The organism is Polyangium sp. y55x31 (genome assembly GCF_029946505.1).
Taxonomy (GTDB): Bacteria; Myxococcota_A; Polyangia; order Polyangiales; family Polyangiaceae; genus Polyangium.
Map to the genome: position 1 here is coordinate 36,766 of NZ_JARZHG010000026.1, position 16,255 is coordinate 53,020.

Here is a 16,255-nt window from a genome sequence, read left to right on the forward strand (position 1 = left end):
GTTCGACCCGGGAGGGGGCAGGAGATGGTGCTGCGGGCAATGAAGCTCTCGGCAGCGGAAATCACCCGATTCGAGATCAGGTCGCAGGAGGCTCTCGCCGGGGGCCGGTACGTTGTACGCTGAACGCCTGTGGAGCGCGCTGAAGCGCGCGGATCGTATCGAGGTCTCGAATGAAGAAGAGCTCACCCTCCCTTTGCCGACGTTCGCCGATGTACGCCGTTTTCGCGCTCCTCGCCGTGTCGACGGCCGGCGCTTGCGGCGCGCAGGCGCAGGCGCCAGCGCCCGGCGACCAGGCGCCCTCCACGCCCGAAGCGCCCGAGACGTCGACGACGTCCGTCAGCGCGCAGCCAGCGTCCGAACCGCAGCCAACGCAGGCGCCTGAGCCGCAGCCCGCCGCGACCAGCGAGTGCGACCCAGCCAAAGAGCCGCACCGCAGATACCTCGGCGACAGGCAAAAGTGCATGGTCATCAAGTTTCGCTGCGAACCGCCGCAGAATTCATTCTTCAATGCCTGCGGCTGCGGCTGCGAGTAGCAACGGAGGTTGCTTTGCACGAGCGCGCCACGCCGAGGGGGCTCGACGGCGCAGCCCTCGGGGCGCAGAGGCCTGACGCCGAGCTGAACCAGGTGCGACGGGCCCGTATTGCCGAGGCTCGCTACGCCGTGGTCATGCCGCGGTAGGCCGCCGGGCCACGCTCGCGAGCAGCCCGACGCCCACGAGGCACGTGAGCGCGCTCGATCCGCCGTACGAAATCAGCGGCAGCGTGACGCCCACCACGGGGAGCAGGCCCATCACCATGCCGATGTTGATCGTCGCTTGCCAGAAGAAGAGCGCCGCGACGCCCACGGCGATGCGGGCCTCGAAGCGGTCGCGCGCGGCCGCGGCGATTTGCAGCGCCGCGAGCACCAGCGCGAGATAAAGTCCGAGCACCAGCGCCGTGCCGGCGAAGCCGTGCTCGTGCGCCCATACCGCGAAGGCGAAGTCGCCGTGGGCCTCGGGCAGCGGGTAAGGCTCGCTCCCCGCGAAGGGGCTTCCGCCGAGGAGGCGCCCGGCCCCGACGAGCCGCAACGCGTGGTCGCTCTGGTAGCCGGTGGTCAGCGGATCCCCGCCGTGAACGAACGCGACGAGGCGCGCGCGCTGGTAGTCGTGCTGCGTGAACCACACGGTCGCGAGGCTGCCGATCACGCCGATCGCGAGCGAGGCCCGAGCGCCGCGCGAGAAGCGCTCGAGCGCGAGAGCCGACGCGGCGACGAGCGCGAGCCCCACCGCGGTCCCGAGATCCGGCTGGAGCAGCACGGGGATCAGCGTGCAGGCGAGGAGCCCCGCGGGGAGCGCGAGATCCCGGAGCGGTCGCGGGCCCTCGACAGGACGGGAAAAACAGCTCGCGAGCGCGAGCACGAGGCCGAGCTTGAGGGGCTCGGAGGGCTGGACGTTGATGCCCCCGAGGTGCAACCAGCGATGCACGGAGTTGACCCCCGACGCGGCGAAGGTCGCGATGGTGGCGAGGATCAGCGCGCCATGAATCAGCAGCGCTCCGCGGTCCTTGAGCCGGCGGAGATCCGCGCGCGCGACGACGAGCGCCGCGGCCGAACCGACGAGGAGCCACGCGAGCTGCCGGGGCCAGAGCGCGCTTTGCTCGGGGAAGGCGAGCCCCGCCGAGCGCACCGTCGCGAGCCCTATGGCGGCGAGCGCGACGGCGGCGCCGACAACGACGAGGAGGGGACGGTTTCGCACGGCGCGGATCATCGGGAGCCTCTTTCCTTGCCGGCGAAGTAGGCGCGCAGCGTGTCGTCCGCGATGGCGGTCGCGACGCGGTGATCCGCGAAGGACCGGCCCTGGACGAGGACGACGATGGCCACCTCGGGGGCGTCCGCAGGCGCGAAGCCCGCGAACCAGCCGTTCGTCTCCGGCATGCGGATGGGGCGCGCGGGCGGCTCGTCGTCCGGTGGAGCGTCCTCCGCTTCGATGTAGGCCGTGGGCATCAGGAAGAGCTCGCGCGAGTCGGACGCGCCTAGAGTGCCGGCCACGCTGGCTTGCAACCCGGGAAGCTCGCTCGCACGGGCGCGCAGCGCGGCGCGGACCCGCGCGAGATCCGCGGCTGGAACGTCCACCTGCCGCGCGGGCGCTGGCACGTCGCTCACGACGATCTGCGGCGTGCGCACGGTGCCGCCGTTGGCGAGCGCCGCGTAGGCCACCGCGAGCTGGATCGGCGTCACCCGCACGACGCCCATCCCGACCGCGGCGTTGAGGCTGTGGCCCGCGCGAAAGGGGCCCGGATGGGCATGCTCGAACCAGGCGCGGGTCGGGACGAGCCCGGCGAGCTCTCGGCCCATCTCGATGCCGGTGGGCGCGCCGAGGCCGAATTGCTTGGCCTTGCCGACGATGGCGTCGAGCCCGAGGCGCGCGGCTTGATCGTAGAGCCACACGTTACAGTTCTCGGCGAGGGCGTGATCGAGATCGACCCGACCGTGGGTGTGCGTGCAGCGGAACCACCGGGGCCCGAACAGGTAGGCTCCGTTGCACGTCACCGTATGCTCGGCAGCGGCGCGATCCGAGGCGAGCGCCGCCAGCGCCGTGAAGGGCTTGAGGGTCGAGCCCGGCGGCTCGGTCTGCAGAAGCGCGCGGTCGAGCTCGGAGCCCGCCGCGGGGACGGCCACGCCGCGATCGAGCAGGTTGGGATCAAACGCGGGGCGTGACGTCATCGCGAGCACGCGGCCGGTGTGCACGTCGATCAGCACCGCGGCGCCTTTGCGCTGCTCGTGGCGAGTGAACGACGCGTCGAGCGCGCGCTCGAGATCCATGTCGAGGGTCAGCGTCACGTCGTGTCCGGCTCGCGGCGCCTCGCCCGTGGGCGCCACCGGGCTGACGATCCGCCGCGACGCGGCCACGAACGCGTGGCCCGGGGAGCCGCGCAAGGAGCGATCTCGCGCGCGCTCGACGCCGGTGCGGCCGACGCGATCCCCCGGCCATTTGCCTGGATCTTTCGCGATGTCGGCCGGCGACACCTCGTTCATGTACCCGACGGCGTGTGCGCCGAGAGAGCCGAACGGGTAGTGTCGCCCCGCGCGTTCCACGAGCTTGATCCGGAGCGCGCGTTCGTCGCGGATCGCCGGCAGCCGCTCGGGAGCAACGTCGCGACGCACGAGGACCCACTGCGCGCGCCTGGCCGGGGGCACGGCCTCGAGCGTGTGGCGAAGGCGGTCGCGCTCGGCGTCGTCGAGCCCGAGCGCGACCGCGAGGCGGGGCACCACGTCGCCTCGGCCGAGCACCACCTCGGGAATGACGTAGGCGTCGACGGCGACGCGGTCCTCGGCGACGACGCGGCCGCGCGCGTCGCGGATCACCCCGCGGCTCGGCGCGAGGCGCACCCGCTTCACGCTGGCGGCTTCGAGGCGGCGCGCGTGCTCTGCGCCGTGCACGACTTGCAGGTGCACGCTGCGGGCCGTGAGCCCGAGGAGCACCACGCCGGCGAACCACGCCATGCCCCGCACGCGGCGGCCGAGGTGCTTGCGCTCGTCAGGAGCGCTCGCCGCCTCGAGGACTTCGGGGATCGGAGCCGGGTCGTCACGCATCAAAGTCCTCCGAGCGGCTGAGCACGGCGGCAGCCTACCTCATGGCAAGCTGCAACCCCGCCTCCATCTCACAAATCCAGAGCCTTCACGGCAGCTTCGATCCTCGGATCTTTGCCGGCGGCGCGATCGGCCGGAGCAAGATCGACCGCCAGATCCAGCGTCGGGGGGCCGCCGCGCGACGTCCTCCCGCCCCATCCACCGCCGCTCTCGAAAAACCGTGTCAATCCGGTCCGTCGTGTGCAAGCTTCCGGCCCGTGCGTCATCGCCCCTTGCACGTATCCTCACTCCTCTCCGTGCTGCTCTTCGCCTGCGGCTCGACGCCCCCGGCGTCGCCACCTCCTCCGGTCGCCGCGCCCGCCGTCGTGCACGTGTCGCCTGGCACGGCTTCGGCCCCACCGGAGTCGCCGCCTGATCCCGACGCGCCCATCCATATCGAGCGCGCGGCGGAGGCGGCGCCCTGGGTCGAGCGCGACAGCAAGCAGATCGAGCTCTGGGAAGCCTCGCCTCGCGTGAATGACGTCGTGCATCCGATCAACCCGATTCTCGGCGACCTGCGCGCCAAAGCCATCGAGCCCGGCGCCATCGTGCTCCAATCGCGCGTGGGCCAGCTCGTGATCACGAAGGACGGCGTCCGCGGCGTCGTCCCGAAAGGCGTGCGCTTCGTCGGTGTGGTCACGAGCGGCGAGGTCTTCGCCGAGAACGAAGGCCACGCGCCATTCCGTGCCGCGAGCGTCGACGACCTCATCGCGGGAAAACAGACGCCCGTGGTCGGAATCGACCGGGTCTTCGACGCGGCGGGCATGTTCGTCGTCGCGGCCCGGGGCGGCGTGCTCGTGCAATCCAAGGACGGAGGAAAGACCTTCGTCGACGTGCCGATGAAGGGGTCGGTGGAGCACGCATTCGTGCGCGCCGACGGGGTCATCCTCGCTGCCGCTGCCGGACGAAAACCCGCCGAGACGTGGTCCACGATCGACGCCAAGGGCAAGGTCGTGCCGGTCCGCCGTGCGCTCGAAGCTCCATTGCGTTGGGGCGGGTTCATCCTGCATGCGCTCAAGCGGGACGACTTCGGGCAAGTCCAGGAGGCGTCCGTCCTCACGAAGGACGGACGCACGTTCGCGACCCTCAGCCTGCCGGAGCAGATTCAAGGGGCCGAGTTCGTCTCGTTCGACCCGTGGTTTTTGGGCGCGGAGATGAATTCGGGGCTCCCTTGGGAGGGCGACGTGCTCGCCGCCGCGCCCGAAAAGCCAGGCCGGGCGAAGTTTGGTGTCCTGGGCCCGTCGGGCATGAAAGAGCTCGACGTGCCCGCCGAGGATCCATCCGAACAGTCCGGGATCAGCCTCGTAGGTCCTCTGAGGCAGCCTGCCCGGCCCGTCTGCGAGGGGCTCCGCTGCATTCACGAACTCCGCGGGATCGTCCCACGCAACCCTGCCTCCAGCCTCGTCGGCAGGTTCTTCGACGACGCGCTCTGCAAACGCCTCTTCAACAAACCGTGCGAAAAAGGCCCCCTTCTCCGCGGGCCGACGATCGGCATCTTTCACTGGAGCACGAGGGCGTTCCTCGTTCGCCCGACGCCGGAGGGGTGCGAACCCCTCTCGCTCGAGAGCTTGCGCGGCCTCGTCATTCTGGATTGTCGCAAAGATCGCTTCGTGAGCGATGCCTCCGGGGTGTTTTTCCGCGAGGGATCGGTCGACACCCCCACGAAGGGGTACTGGGGCTACACAATGGCCGAGGATGGGACGTTGCTCGCCCAGCGCGTCGAATCCGGCAGCATCATCGCCGCGGCCCTGAGGCTCCCCGTGGCTCCGGGCGCGGCGGGCGCGTGGAGGAACGTGGTGAGGTCGGGGGGCGTCACGTATACCGTCCTGCCGAAAGGCGCCGTCCTCGTCGCCACGTCGAATGACGCAGGCAATGAGCTCACGCTCACGCTCGACGCGCCCGAGGGCAGCAAGGAGCTCGTCGCGAAGGTCCCCGTGACCCGTCCCGTATATGCGATCAAGGTGGAATCGGGGTATCCCGAGCTGCACTTCTTCGATGGACAGCGTCCAGGCGCGGCCCGCATCTCGCGGAGAGGAGCGCTGATCGACGTGCCGCGCTGACCCCGCTCCCGCTATCTCGCGCGTGGCGCGGCCCGCGCAAGAGCGCGTTCGATGCTAGCCCACGCCTCACAAACGAGCGGCCAGGGGATCGCGGCAAAGGGCAGGAGAGCACCATTCGAACCGCAAAACCCGAACCCACCGGAGAATGCGACGTCGCGCGGCCAGGGCGGGCTGCCTGGATCAAACCACGCCACGACGGTCGAATTCGACGGCTCATGCACGAACGTCCGCGTGGCGATCCCGGGCCCCGTGGAAAACCCCTCCTCCGCGAGCGCGCGCCGCAGGGCCGCCGCGTCGATGAGGCGGCGCCCGAGGGCGTGGCTCTCGGTGCGGTCGAGCTCGTCGTCTGGCACGCCGCGGAGATCCCGGAAGAGCTGCGGCAGCTCCTGTTTGACGCCGAGATCTTCCGAAAGCGCGCGCCACGCGGCGACGTCGGGCAAGCGGGCCGGGTGCACGAGCTCGACATCGGTCCAGCCGATCCAGCGGGCGTCGTAGTCGAGCGGGACGACGCCGAGCCCACGCGCGCCGTCCCAGGTCCAGAGGAGCGCGAGAGAAGGCCCGGAATCCTGCGGGCGCGTCGCAATGACGAGATGCCGCAGCAGCGAGGCGTGTAGAGGATCGTCGAGGAGCCACGCGAGCTCGCCCGCCGTGACGGGCGCGGCCTTGATCATGCGCTCTTCGAGGAGCCGTGCGGCCTCGTGCCTGCGCGCACGTTCCGCACGGCGACCGCGGACGAGCGCGCGGTAGCGTTCGTCTTTGCGCACGGCCGAAGGAACGCGACGCAGCGGGGAGGAAGCGCCCTCGGCGGTGACGACGAGCTCGCCGCGAGGCCCGAGCGAGACGATATGGCCAGCGATCACGGCCGAGAGCGGCAGGGCGGGATCACGCGCGGGGACGGGCGCGGGATCGAGCGCGGTTCGTCGCGGGAAGAGCGCGGCGACGGGGCGCGCGGGATCGGGGTCGGGGAGGGGGAGATCGCGGGGGACGAGGGGTCGGGGTGGATCGAGTTTCGTCGGAACGAACGGCGGTGATTCAGCGACGAGGCGCGGAGAGACGCCGACGTCGCGGGCGAACGCCTCGGCGAGGTCACGCGGGGCGCAGAGGACGACGACGTCGCGGAGGGAAGGTTCGTCCGCGGTGGGAACACGGAGCAGGTTCGTCGCGGCGAGGCGCGTGAGCGAGGGAGAAACGCCCCGCAAGGCGAGGGGCGAGGGCAGGAGGCGGCCGGCGCCGGCGCGCACGAGGGGCGTCGCGTCGGCGATGCGCGCGAAGGCGAGGTGGTGGGTGCCGGCCTCGCGTGCGTCGAGCGAGGAGAGCGACCACGCGAGGAGGACGAACCGCGCGTCGCGTGGATCGGAGAGGCCAGGGAGGGCGGGCGCGGGCCAGCGCTCGGGGCGGAGGGCGCCGCGATCGGCGAGGGAAGCGCGCGACAGCGTGATGCCGCGGAGGAGCGCGGCGGGGTCGGGGTGCGCGAGGTGGACGGTGGGATCGGCGGCGGCGACGGTGCTCGTCGTGACGAGGTGGGGGTCGATGCGCTGCGCGAGGGTTTCGGCGAGGGAGAGCGCGTCTTCGGCGAGATCGAGGGAGGTGCGTTCGTCTTGCGCGAGGCCGAGGAGGCGCAGCGCCCAGACGAAGGCGAGCGCGGGTGAGGCCGCGGCCGCCTCGGCGGGGGCGGCGAGCGCGGCGAGCGTCGCGGCGACGAGCGGCGCGGGCAGCCATCGCGAAAGGGAACGGACGCGGCTCGTGTGTGTGACCGAGCGGGGCGGAGTGGTACGGAGATCGGCAGAGAGCGCGGCGAACAGCGGGCGGGACGCAGGTTTGTCGAAGGCGTCCGCGAGGGCGCGACGGAGATCGCCTCCGTGATCGGAGAGGTTCGTCGGAGCGACGTCGGCGAGGTGGAGGAGGGCTCGGATGCAGGTGTCCTCGGCCGATGCGCTCGTCTCGCGCGCGAGCGCGCCGAGCAGGCGAAGCGTGACATCGAGCAGGAGCGTGGTGTCGTCGCTCGGGCTCAACGGGACAAGGGTGTCGAGCGCGGCGGCGAGATGCGCCGTGTCGAGGTCGTCGAGCGTGGCGCGGAGCGCGGAAGCGAGGCTTTTCCGGACGTGGAAGCCGTGGTCGCCCGACGTGTGCGAGAGCGCCCAGAGCGCCTGGAGCCGCGCCCGCACGAGCGAGGCCTCCCCCGCAGGCGCCCACGTGCCCGGGAGACCAAAACAACCGAGGAGGGCCGCGTCGATCCGAATCTCGGCCGCATCGCGATCTGCCGAGGCCCGCGCCGCATTCGTGAGGGCTGCCATCGTCCCCGGCGGTACGTCGCTGCCGGCTTCGAGAAGACGTCGCAACACGCCAAGCCGCAACGACAACCCCGCGTCGGCCCCTGCACGCTCGGCCGCGACGTCCACGAGCTCCCCAGGCACGGTGTTTCCGTGGCGAGGCGAGGACACCGCAGCGACGAGGAGCGCCGCGGAGACGGGGGCGCGTCGCGCGAGCCGGGCGAGCCGGCGGAGCGAACGCGTCGCGTGTTCCTCGTCGCCGAGCGCAAAGAAACTGCGCGCGGCTTCGAGCCACATCGAGGCCGCGGCGTCGGGGCCGATCTCCTCGAAGAGCGATTCGAGCGCCTGGAAGGCTTGCTCCGCGCGCCTCGGGCGCGCCTCCGCGAGCGCCGTGGCGCGCAGGAACACGCGGCTCGCGCGGCGCACGCGTTCGTGATGGGCGACGTCGTCCTCGGGGCGCTCGCCGTGGAGGCGGAGCGGGAAGGGGACTTCCTGGCGCGGCTCGAACCGCAAGAGCAAGGCGTCCTCGGCGAAGTATCCCTCGTGTTGCTCGACGACGCGGCGCGCGGGCCAGGCGTCCGCGCGAACCTCGAGCACACGCACGGCGGAGACGAGGGAGCGGAGGCGCACGAGGAAAACGGCCTCGTGATCGGGGGCAGGCAGAGGCGCGTTCACGGCGCCTCCGGGTCGTCGTCTTCGGCCCCGAACGCGGAGAGCAGCGCCGAACGCGCGAGCCGCGCAGAGAGCGCTTCGACGCGGTCGTACGACGCGAGCAGCGCCTCGGCGAGCGCCATGTTCGGCCGTGGCCCGAGCCCCGCTTGTGCTTCGAGCGCCGCGGCCACGGCTTCGAGGCGCGCCGCCAGATCGAACAGGCCGATCGACCGCGCGTCCGCCGAGAGCCGCCGGAACGAGATCGCCCGGTGCTCCGTGCGTTCGAGCGCGCCGGCCGCGGCGAGGTCCTCGATCGCCGCGCGCGCTTGCCTCGCGAGCCGCTCGGGGATCATCGGGTCACCTCCAGCGCGGGATCCACCACGTCGAGCGTGAGATCGATCGTGAAGCCGTCCACGAGCATCGCCGTGATCGGCTCGATCACGAGCGAGCCTCCTTCGCGGGCGAGGCGAACGCAGAGAAAACGCGGCGGCCTTCCGGCGCGGCTCAGCACTTCGAGGTTGTCGAACAGGAGCGCGCGCTCCTCCCGGAACGAGAGCGAGGTCCGGAGCTCCACGCCCGCGCCGACGCGCATGCGGATCGAGAGCTCCTGCGTCGCATGATCGAAGTCGCTCGGGGACCAACTCTGCAAGGGCAAGAGCACGATCGGCGACGAGCGCGGGGGGCGGCCGAGCGCGTCGAAGTCGAGGCTCCGGCCGAGCCGCGTCGCGTCTTTGGGGCCCGCGAGGACGCTCCGCGAGAGGCGATCATCGCCCCACGGGAGCGCCGGCCGAAGGGCCACGCTCGTCGCCCGGCTGCCCGAGAGGCGCCCGTGCGAGAGCGCGATCCGCGCGCCGGAGAGCGTGAACCGACCCCGCGCGAGATCCCGCATCGTGAGGCCGCTCCGCGCGAACGCGGGCCCTGCCGCGAGCCCCTCCGCCCACGTCCGCGGATCCGCGGGCCGCGCGGGTTTTCCCTTCGTGAGCAGCGTCCGCGCGAGGACGCGGTCTTCGCCGAGCACGGCCACGTACGCCGTCACGCCCGCGACGCCGCCCGCCGCGACCCACGCTTCGAGGCCGAGCCCCTGCACCTCGATCGGCGGCACCTCGACGTACGCGCGTTGCGACGCGCCCGCGATGTCCTCGAGCGGCAGCGCGCCCGTGTTCGCACGGAGCGCGCGTCCGAGGTTTCGCGTGACGGCGAGCTCCCGGAGCGCATCCGCCTCGGCCGCGCCCGCGTCCGGGCCACCTTGCGCCGGCAAGAGCGCCGCGAGCCGATCGAGCGACCGCGCGAGCCTGCCGAGGCCCGCGTCGCGTGGCCCGCGCGCTCGTGGGCGCATAGCCGCAGCACGCGCGGAAAGCTCGCGCACCCGATCCTCCGAGACACGCGCCCCGCGCCGCAGGCCGAACGTCACGATCTCCGCCACGAGCGCGTCGACCTCGGCGAGCAGCGGCGCGAACCGCGTGGCGTCCTCCGCGGGGAGCGGCTCCGCCTTCGAAGGCTCGGGGAAGACGAGGGCCGGCGGCGCATCCGTGGGGCCCGCTCTTCCGCCGAGATCCCGCGCCCGTTCGTCGCCCTGCGCGACCAGCCGATGCAGACACGTCGGCGCGTCGCCCATCGGGCAATCACACGCGACGCGGCCGTCGCGCCACGTGACCGTCGCGCCTCCGACACGTGCTGCGCCTTCGCCCATCGGCACGGCGAGAAGCTCGGTCCGCGCCGCCGCGCGACGCATGCCGGCCGGCGCTCCCCGGCGGATCGTCACGTCTCGCCCCCGCGCACGTGACGCCCGACCCAGGCCGCGAGCTCCCGCGGCGTCATGGCGCCGATCGGCATGCCGAGCGCCGTGAGCGCGCCCGTGACGCGGCGATCGAAGCCGCCCGCGCCCTTGTCGCCGAGGGCCACGAGCCCGAGCACGGTCACCCCGGCGTCGAGCAGATCCTTCACCCGCGTGACGAGCGCGCCGAGCGCGCCTCCCTCGCGGAAATCCGAGATGAGCACGACGAGCGTGCGTCGCGGCTCGGAGACGAGCGTCGCGGCGTACCCCACGGCCCGCGAGAGCAGCGTCCCGCCCCCGAGCTGGAGCGAGAACAGGACCTCCACCGGATCCCCGGCGATCTCCGTCATGTCCACCACGTGCGTGTCGAACGCGACGAGGCGCAGATCGATCGACGGGACCGACGCGAAGATCGCCGCGAGGATCGCCGCCTGCACGACGCTGTCCACCATCGAGCCGCTCTGATCGAGCAGGACGATCAGCCGATGGCGCGATTGCCTCGCGAGGCGCCGCCGGAACACGAGCCGCTCGACGCCGAGCACCCCGCGCGCGCGGTCATAGTGCCGCAGGTTCTCCCGCACGGTGCGTCGCGCGTCGAGGTTCGCGAGCACGCGCAGGTTCGTCCGGCCGCGTGGCCCGGACGATCCCGTGAGCGAAGGCGTGAGCTCCTTGGCGAGCGCGCGCGAGAGATCACGCACGGCCTCCTCGATGAGCCGCCGCGCCGCGGGGAGCGAGGCTTCGGGGATCTGACCACGCAGCCGCACGAGCAGCGCGAGGATCGCGGGGGAAGGCGTCACCGAGGCGAGCGCCGCCGGATCTTCGAGCAGCGCCGCGAGCCCGTGCCGCGCCGCCGCGTCTTCCTCCATCACCACGCGCGCCTCGGGTGGGAAGAGCTCTTCCACGCTCGCCAGCCACGTCGAGGGCCGGAGCACGCTCGGCCCGAGGCCGGCGCCGCGCGCGCCTTCGGGCGAGGGGCCGCGCCGGAATGCGCGATCGTAGAGGAACGAGAGATCCTCGTCGATCCGCAGGAGCACCTCGTCCCCTTCGAGCGGGCTTCCGAGCGAGCTGTCCGCGAAGCGCCCGAAGAGCAGCCGCAGCCGCCGCGCCGCCTCGCGCTTCTTGTCGTCCGCGCCCTCCGTCATCGCGCGGGCTGTCAGGGGGTTTGCTTCTCGTCCTGCACCGGCGGCGCCTGCTCGACCTGGCCCGTCTCCGGGGCGAGCCTTCGGACCTGGTGCAGGGAGAAGAGCCGCCGACCGGTCGAGAATGTGTAGAGGCGGAACAGGGCGTCGAGCGAAGGTCCCATGCGTGCAGTCCTCGGGGGAGAATTTACGTAGCCTATCTGCGGGCGAGCTGTCCCGCGCGGTAGATCGCCCGCGACCACAGGAGCGCGAGCATGGAGAACGCGCCGACGCCGAACGCGAGGACGAGCGGCCATACGCCGAGCGACTCACGGAGCCCCGCGGCGACGCCGGCGGCGCTGGCGCGGCTGACGCGCTCGACGGAGCGATCCAGGCACGTCGCCGCGTCGCCGTCGTTGCACTCGGGGAAGAGCGCGCCGAGCTCGCCCCGCACTCCGCGCGCCATGGATGCCGTCACCTGCTCGGTCGTTGCGGAGAGGCTCGTCGTGAGCGACCCCTTGCCCTCGCGGCCGAGCTCGGCGGAGATCCCCTGTGAAAATGCGCGCGCCGCCTGGCCCGCGATCGACTCGACCGGCGTCGCGCTCTGCGCCTCGCGCCTGTCGCCCTCGCTCACGCGCTCGACGACGGGCGGCCCCCCCAATGCCGCGCTCGACGCGCCGAAGACGACGCCTGCCCCGAGCGCCGCCGCGATCCGGTGGATGTCGGCGAGTCGTTGCGGCTGGCCGAGCTCCTCCGTCGCGCTGCCGATGGCGCGCCGTTTCACGCCCTCCGCCAGCTCCTTGATGCGCTCGGGATCGCCGATCTTCCCGGCCACCTTGCCGATCGCCCCCTCGGCTGCGCCCCGGCCCGCGCGCTGCGCGACGCCACACCCTGCTTGAGATACGAGGACGATCATCAGAGCATATCTGCACAGAGAGGCGACGAGATGTGGAATACCCTTCATAGGACCTCTCCCGCTTTCCCCATTTCCCGCGCTCGTCCCTATCGGAGAGGCGCCGCCGAGGTGGGGTCGCCGGGGCGCGGCGGGACGAACGCCCGGATGAGTGAGGCCTTCCTCGGCAATCTTTGCCCGAAGACGCCGGCCAGCATCTCCCCCAGACCGTAATAACAGAGGTATCCGGCAAGCACGTATTTGACCAGCGGAGCCGACGGCGGCCACAAGAGCAAAATGAGGCCGGCGATCATCAAACCGACGCCGACGATGAAGAGCCAGCGCGAGTCGACCATTCCCTTGAACACCACCGAGGCCGCGGCGCGCAGCGCACCCGAGATGAACGCCCAGATGCCGACCAAGACGACGAAGATCTCGGCCGCATAGCCGCGGCGGAGCACCACGAGCCCGAGCAGGATTCCAGCCGCGCCGCGTAGGCGGGAGAAGAGGCGCTTGATGGGGGCCTCGGGCCGCGCGGCCATCAGCGAGATGAACCCGTCGACGAGGGCGTAGAGGCCGAAGGCCGTCACGAGCACGCGCCACCCCGCGGTCGTCCCCTGACCGATGGAGACGCTCAAGGTGCCGATACCCAAGGCGAACGCCAGCGCGCCCTGAGCGAGGAGGATCCACCGCGCCGGCTCCGGCTTCTTCGGCCTGGGAAAGAGCGTCTTGACCGCGAACATGGCCGATTGAAACGGGTTCTTCACCGCGGACGGCTCGGCGCGGCGCGGCTCGTCGGGCGCCACGACGGGCATCTCGTGCTCGATGGCGCGGCCGCTCTTCCACTCGAGATGACGAACGTGGCCGTCCGGCGAGATACGCAGGAAGTGGTTGAGAGGGCCGGTCCACGAGCCGCTGTTGAAATACCAATCTCCGATTCGACCCGCCTTGTGTGTGTGCCCGAGCACCACAACGTCGTAACCGCCTTTCTGCCGATTGGCGCGAACGCCGGCCACGTGCTCGCCGAGCCGATCCGGGTTCTGCGCTGGGGTCAGGGTCGCGTTGGGGCGCAGATCCTCGCGCGTCGCGTGCTTTTTCATGGCTCCGAGGGCGCACCTCCAGATCATCAACATCGAATCGCCGAACTGCTCGAGCACGTCCTCTGCGCTCTCGCCGCTCGGCAGCAGCGGAGAGCCATTCTCGTCCTCGAAGACGCCGCCGAAGATGGCGAGCATGCGGCCGAATCCGGGGTCGTCCCCTGCGTTGAAGGGATCGGTCTCGTGCCCGTGGCAGAAGAGGAATCGCCTGCCCTCGATCACCCGCTCGAACGGCGTGCGCATGCGGGCGAACAAGGGATGCGCGAGGAGGTCCGTACCGGCGAAGTGGACGAGGTCGACGTCGTGATTGCCTGGCACATAGATGGCTTCCACGGCGGCCAGGTGGTCGAGCAGCTCCCGCCGCTTCACGAAGAGGCGGCTCATGTTCATCTGCCAGAGCTCGAAGAGATCGCCGAGGATGAAGAGCTCGCCCCCCTCGGCGCCGACGTGGTCGATGAACGCGCGCAGCTCTCCCGTCTTTTTGCCTGCCTCGAAGTTGTCGCGCACGCCGCCGTCACCGAGGTGCAGATCGCTGATGACGAAGATGTCCCTGGCCGTTCGATCCATCGCCTCGTCCCCCTCGGCACAGCGACCCCAGGCCGTCGAGATCCGGCATCACGAAGTCGTCGAATGCCTCCGCCATGACCCTTCCCCGCTCGAGTGCCTAGGGCCCGCGAGCTATGGGAGCAAGCGGATGAACGCATGCGGCGGCCTGCCTTCGGGCTTCCCTGGCACGCGCGCTTGACTTTCCCCCGCGCATGCGCATGAGCCGCTCCCGCCTCCGCCCTCCGTCAGCGCGCCTCTCCGCCGCACGTGACGAGCCGCGCCGTGGGCGCCTCCATCAGCACCTCGCACCGCGCGAGCGCGTCGTGCACGCGCGCGAGGACGAACGCGTCGCGCTCGATGACGAGCGTCGGTCCTTCGGCGATCGCCGCGAGCAGCGCGTCCCTGGCTGCTTCGTCCGATTGCGCGTCCATCCGGTGCACCTGCACGAGCGGTAGGATACGGCGTCCCGCGTCTCCCAGGACGAACTCGCCCGAGACCTCGGTCCCGGGCCAGGAGGCGGGCGTGTTCGCGGCGCGCTGGAGGTAATACGCGAGCAGCGTCGCGTCGTAATGCGCCACCGTGACGATGCGTTTCTCCGAGCGGCTGGCGGCGATCGCAGCGAAGCGCGGCATGAACGCGTCCGCGTCGGGCAAATACGCGAGGTGCGGGCGAGGCGCGTCGAGGACCATCAGCATCGACAGCGCGGCGCCGCCGAGCGCCGACCAGACCGACGCCGGGACGTACCGGTGCGGCGCGACCGCGAGCGCAAACACGAGCGCGGGCGCCACGGCTGCGAAGTAATACGTCTGCACGCGCGCCACCTTCGCGGCGAGCGTGATGCCGATCGCGGTCACGAGCGCCGCGCCCACGGCCACCACGGGCCCTGCGTTTCGTGGCGCCCCGAGCCCGAGCATCGCCGCGGCTCCCGCGAGAAGCACGACCCCTGGGCCCACGCACTTCATCGTCTCGCCGAGCAGCCCGAGCAGCATCGGAATCGGCGCGTGGCTCCCCCAGGCGAGATCCGGAAACCGCTCCGCGACCTCACGCGCGCCGTGATCCCGCACGACCGTCACCACGAGCAGGACGAAGGCCGGCGCGCCCAGTGCCGCCCCGACGCCGATCGGAAGCGCCACGTTCCGCAGCGGTTTGCGCGTCGCGACGAGCCCGAGCAAGACGCCCGCGATCACGAGCGGCGCGAGGTAGTACGTCCACGCGAGCAGCGCCGTCGACGCGGCGAGCCCGATCCGCGCCGCCCGCGAACGCCCCTCCGCGAGCCGCGCCGCGAGCGCACACGTCACCACCACGAGCAGCCCGAACAGCGGGATCTCGCTCACCTCGCGGGAGCGCGCCACGAGCTCCGGGCTCACGGCCACGACGAGCGCCGCGATCGCCCCGAGCGGCCCCGCGCGCCCTCGCACGAGCCGCGCGCCCCACACGATCGCCGGCGCGATCAGCGCTCCCGCGATCGCCGCCGGCGCGCGCATGACCGCCTCGGATCCACCGAACGTCCCCGCCGCGTGCAGCACGACGAACCACAGCGGCGGGTGCCGATCCTCGAGCCCCTTGCCCGTCAGGATCTCGCCGAGCGGCAGCGCCCCCGTGAAGAGCCGCTGCACGTCCTGGTCGTGCACGAACGGCAGATCGAGGTGCACGATCCGCAGCACGAGCCCGAGCCCGAAGAGCGCCGCCCCGACGAACGTATCCCCTCGCCGGAGCGAGCCCAGAAGCCCCATCGCGACCGCGAGCAGCGCCGGCACCACGATCGCGCGGATCCCGACGAGCCGTGCGAGCACGCGCGCCACGAGCGGCGGCTCCGGCTCGGTCGCGAGCGGGATCGACGACGGCGGACCGAGCCCCGTGTCGTTCCGGTCGATCGCGTCGCGGAGCGCCTGCGTCACCGCTTCCAGCTCCTCGATCGGCGCCTGGGATCGCGGCGTCTCGTAGGCGACACCAAAACTCTTCGTCTCGCGCACGCCGGGCCATCGCCCTCGATCCACGACGTGCAATTCGATCCGCCCCGCGGGCCCTTCCGGCCCGGCCTCGCGCCGCGCCGTGAACACCACGTCGTGCTCCTCGCCCCGCCGCGGTGGAGACAGGTGATAACCCCGCGCGACGACCGCTCCGGGGGCGAGCGGGAGGACGAGATCCTCCCACGCCACCTTCCTCTGCCCGTCGGGACCAGGCCAAAGCAAAAGCGACGCCGCGAGGAGGGCTGTCACGGCGAGGAGCACACGGCGCCA

General features: G+C 71.8%; 12 protein-coding genes. 2 read left to right on the forward strand and 10 right to left on the reverse strand.

Annotation, left to right across the window (positions count from 1 at the left end; all coding sequences use genetic code 11):
* Nucleotides 1–209 precede the first annotated feature (209 nt).
* Nucleotides 210–533, forward strand: coding sequence for a hypothetical protein (locus QHF84_RS33825; RefSeq protein ID WP_281317634.1), 324 nt, complete (start codon nt 210–212; stop codon nt 531–533).
* Between the two features lie 132 nt (nt 534–665).
* On the opposite strand, the gene QHF84_RS33830 is transcribed toward QHF84_RS33825, so the two are convergent.
* Together QHF84_RS33830 and QHF84_RS33835 are read right to left on the reverse strand one after the other, a co-directional pair.
* On the reverse strand, nt 666–1,733 hold the full coding sequence (locus tag QHF84_RS33830; protein WP_281317635.1) for an FtsW/RodA/SpoVE family cell cycle protein: 1,068 nt from the start codon (nt 1,731–1,733) through the stop codon (nt 666–668).
* 8 nt (nt 1,734–1,741) lie between these two features.
* Nucleotides 1,742–3,571: a penicillin-binding transpeptidase domain-containing protein gene (locus tag QHF84_RS33835; RefSeq protein ID WP_281317636.1), complete on the reverse strand. Its 1,830-nt coding sequence runs from the start codon at nt 3,569–3,571 to the stop codon at nt 1,742–1,744.
* 254 nt (nt 3,572–3,825) lie between these two features.
* Between QHF84_RS33835 and QHF84_RS33840 the strand changes: the two genes are divergently transcribed.
* Nucleotides 3,826–5,667 (forward strand): hypothetical protein, encoded by a 1,842-nt coding sequence (locus QHF84_RS33840; RefSeq protein WP_281317637.1) that lies wholly within the window; start codon nt 3,826–3,828, stop codon nt 5,665–5,667.
* Between the two features lie 11 nt (nt 5,668–5,678).
* Here QHF84_RS33840 and QHF84_RS33845 read toward each other — a convergent pair whose 3' ends face one another.
* The 8 genes from QHF84_RS33845 to QHF84_RS33880 form a co-directional block, all read right to left on the reverse strand.
* Nucleotides 5,679–8,612, reverse strand: a complete 2,934-nt coding sequence (locus QHF84_RS33845; protein WP_281317638.1) for a DUF4132 domain-containing protein — start codon at nt 8,610–8,612, stop codon at nt 5,679–5,681.
* A complete protein-coding gene (locus QHF84_RS33850; RefSeq protein ID WP_281317639.1) occupies nt 8,609–8,941 on the reverse strand; it encodes a hypothetical protein in 333 nt (110 codons plus the stop codon). Before QHF84_RS33850 ends, QHF84_RS33845 begins: the two co-directional genes overlap by 4 nt.
* Entirely contained in the window at nt 8,938–10,350 is a 1,413-nt protein-coding gene (locus QHF84_RS33855) for a hypothetical protein (protein ID WP_281317640.1), read from the reverse strand. Before QHF84_RS33855 ends, QHF84_RS33850 begins: the two co-directional genes overlap by 4 nt.
* Nucleotides 10,347–11,504, reverse strand: a complete 1,158-nt coding sequence (locus tag QHF84_RS33860) for a VWA domain-containing protein (protein WP_281317641.1) — start codon at nt 11,502–11,504, stop codon at nt 10,347–10,349. The genes QHF84_RS33855 and QHF84_RS33860 overlap by 4 nt, the downstream gene beginning before the upstream one ends.
* Nucleotides 11,505–11,515: 11 nt before the next feature.
* The gene (locus tag QHF84_RS33865; RefSeq protein ID WP_281317642.1) at nt 11,516–11,665 is read right to left on the reverse strand and encodes a hypothetical protein; all 150 of its coding nucleotides are present in this window, start codon (nt 11,663–11,665) and stop codon (nt 11,516–11,518) included.
* A 32-nt stretch (nt 11,666–11,697) separates the two neighbouring features.
* Nucleotides 11,698–12,396 (reverse strand): hypothetical protein, encoded by a 699-nt coding sequence (locus QHF84_RS33870; RefSeq protein WP_281317643.1) that lies wholly within the window; start codon nt 12,394–12,396, stop codon nt 11,698–11,700.
* A gap of 86 nt (nt 12,397–12,482) precedes the next feature.
* Nucleotides 12,483–14,036, reverse strand: a complete 1,554-nt coding sequence (locus QHF84_RS33875) for a DUF308 domain-containing protein (protein WP_281317644.1) — start codon at nt 14,034–14,036, stop codon at nt 12,483–12,485.
* Between the two features lie 224 nt (nt 14,037–14,260).
* A complete protein-coding gene (locus tag QHF84_RS33880) occupies nt 14,261–16,234 on the reverse strand; it encodes a hypothetical protein (protein ID WP_281317645.1) in 1,974 nt (657 codons plus the stop codon).
* Nucleotides 16,235–16,255 lie beyond the last annotated feature (21 nt).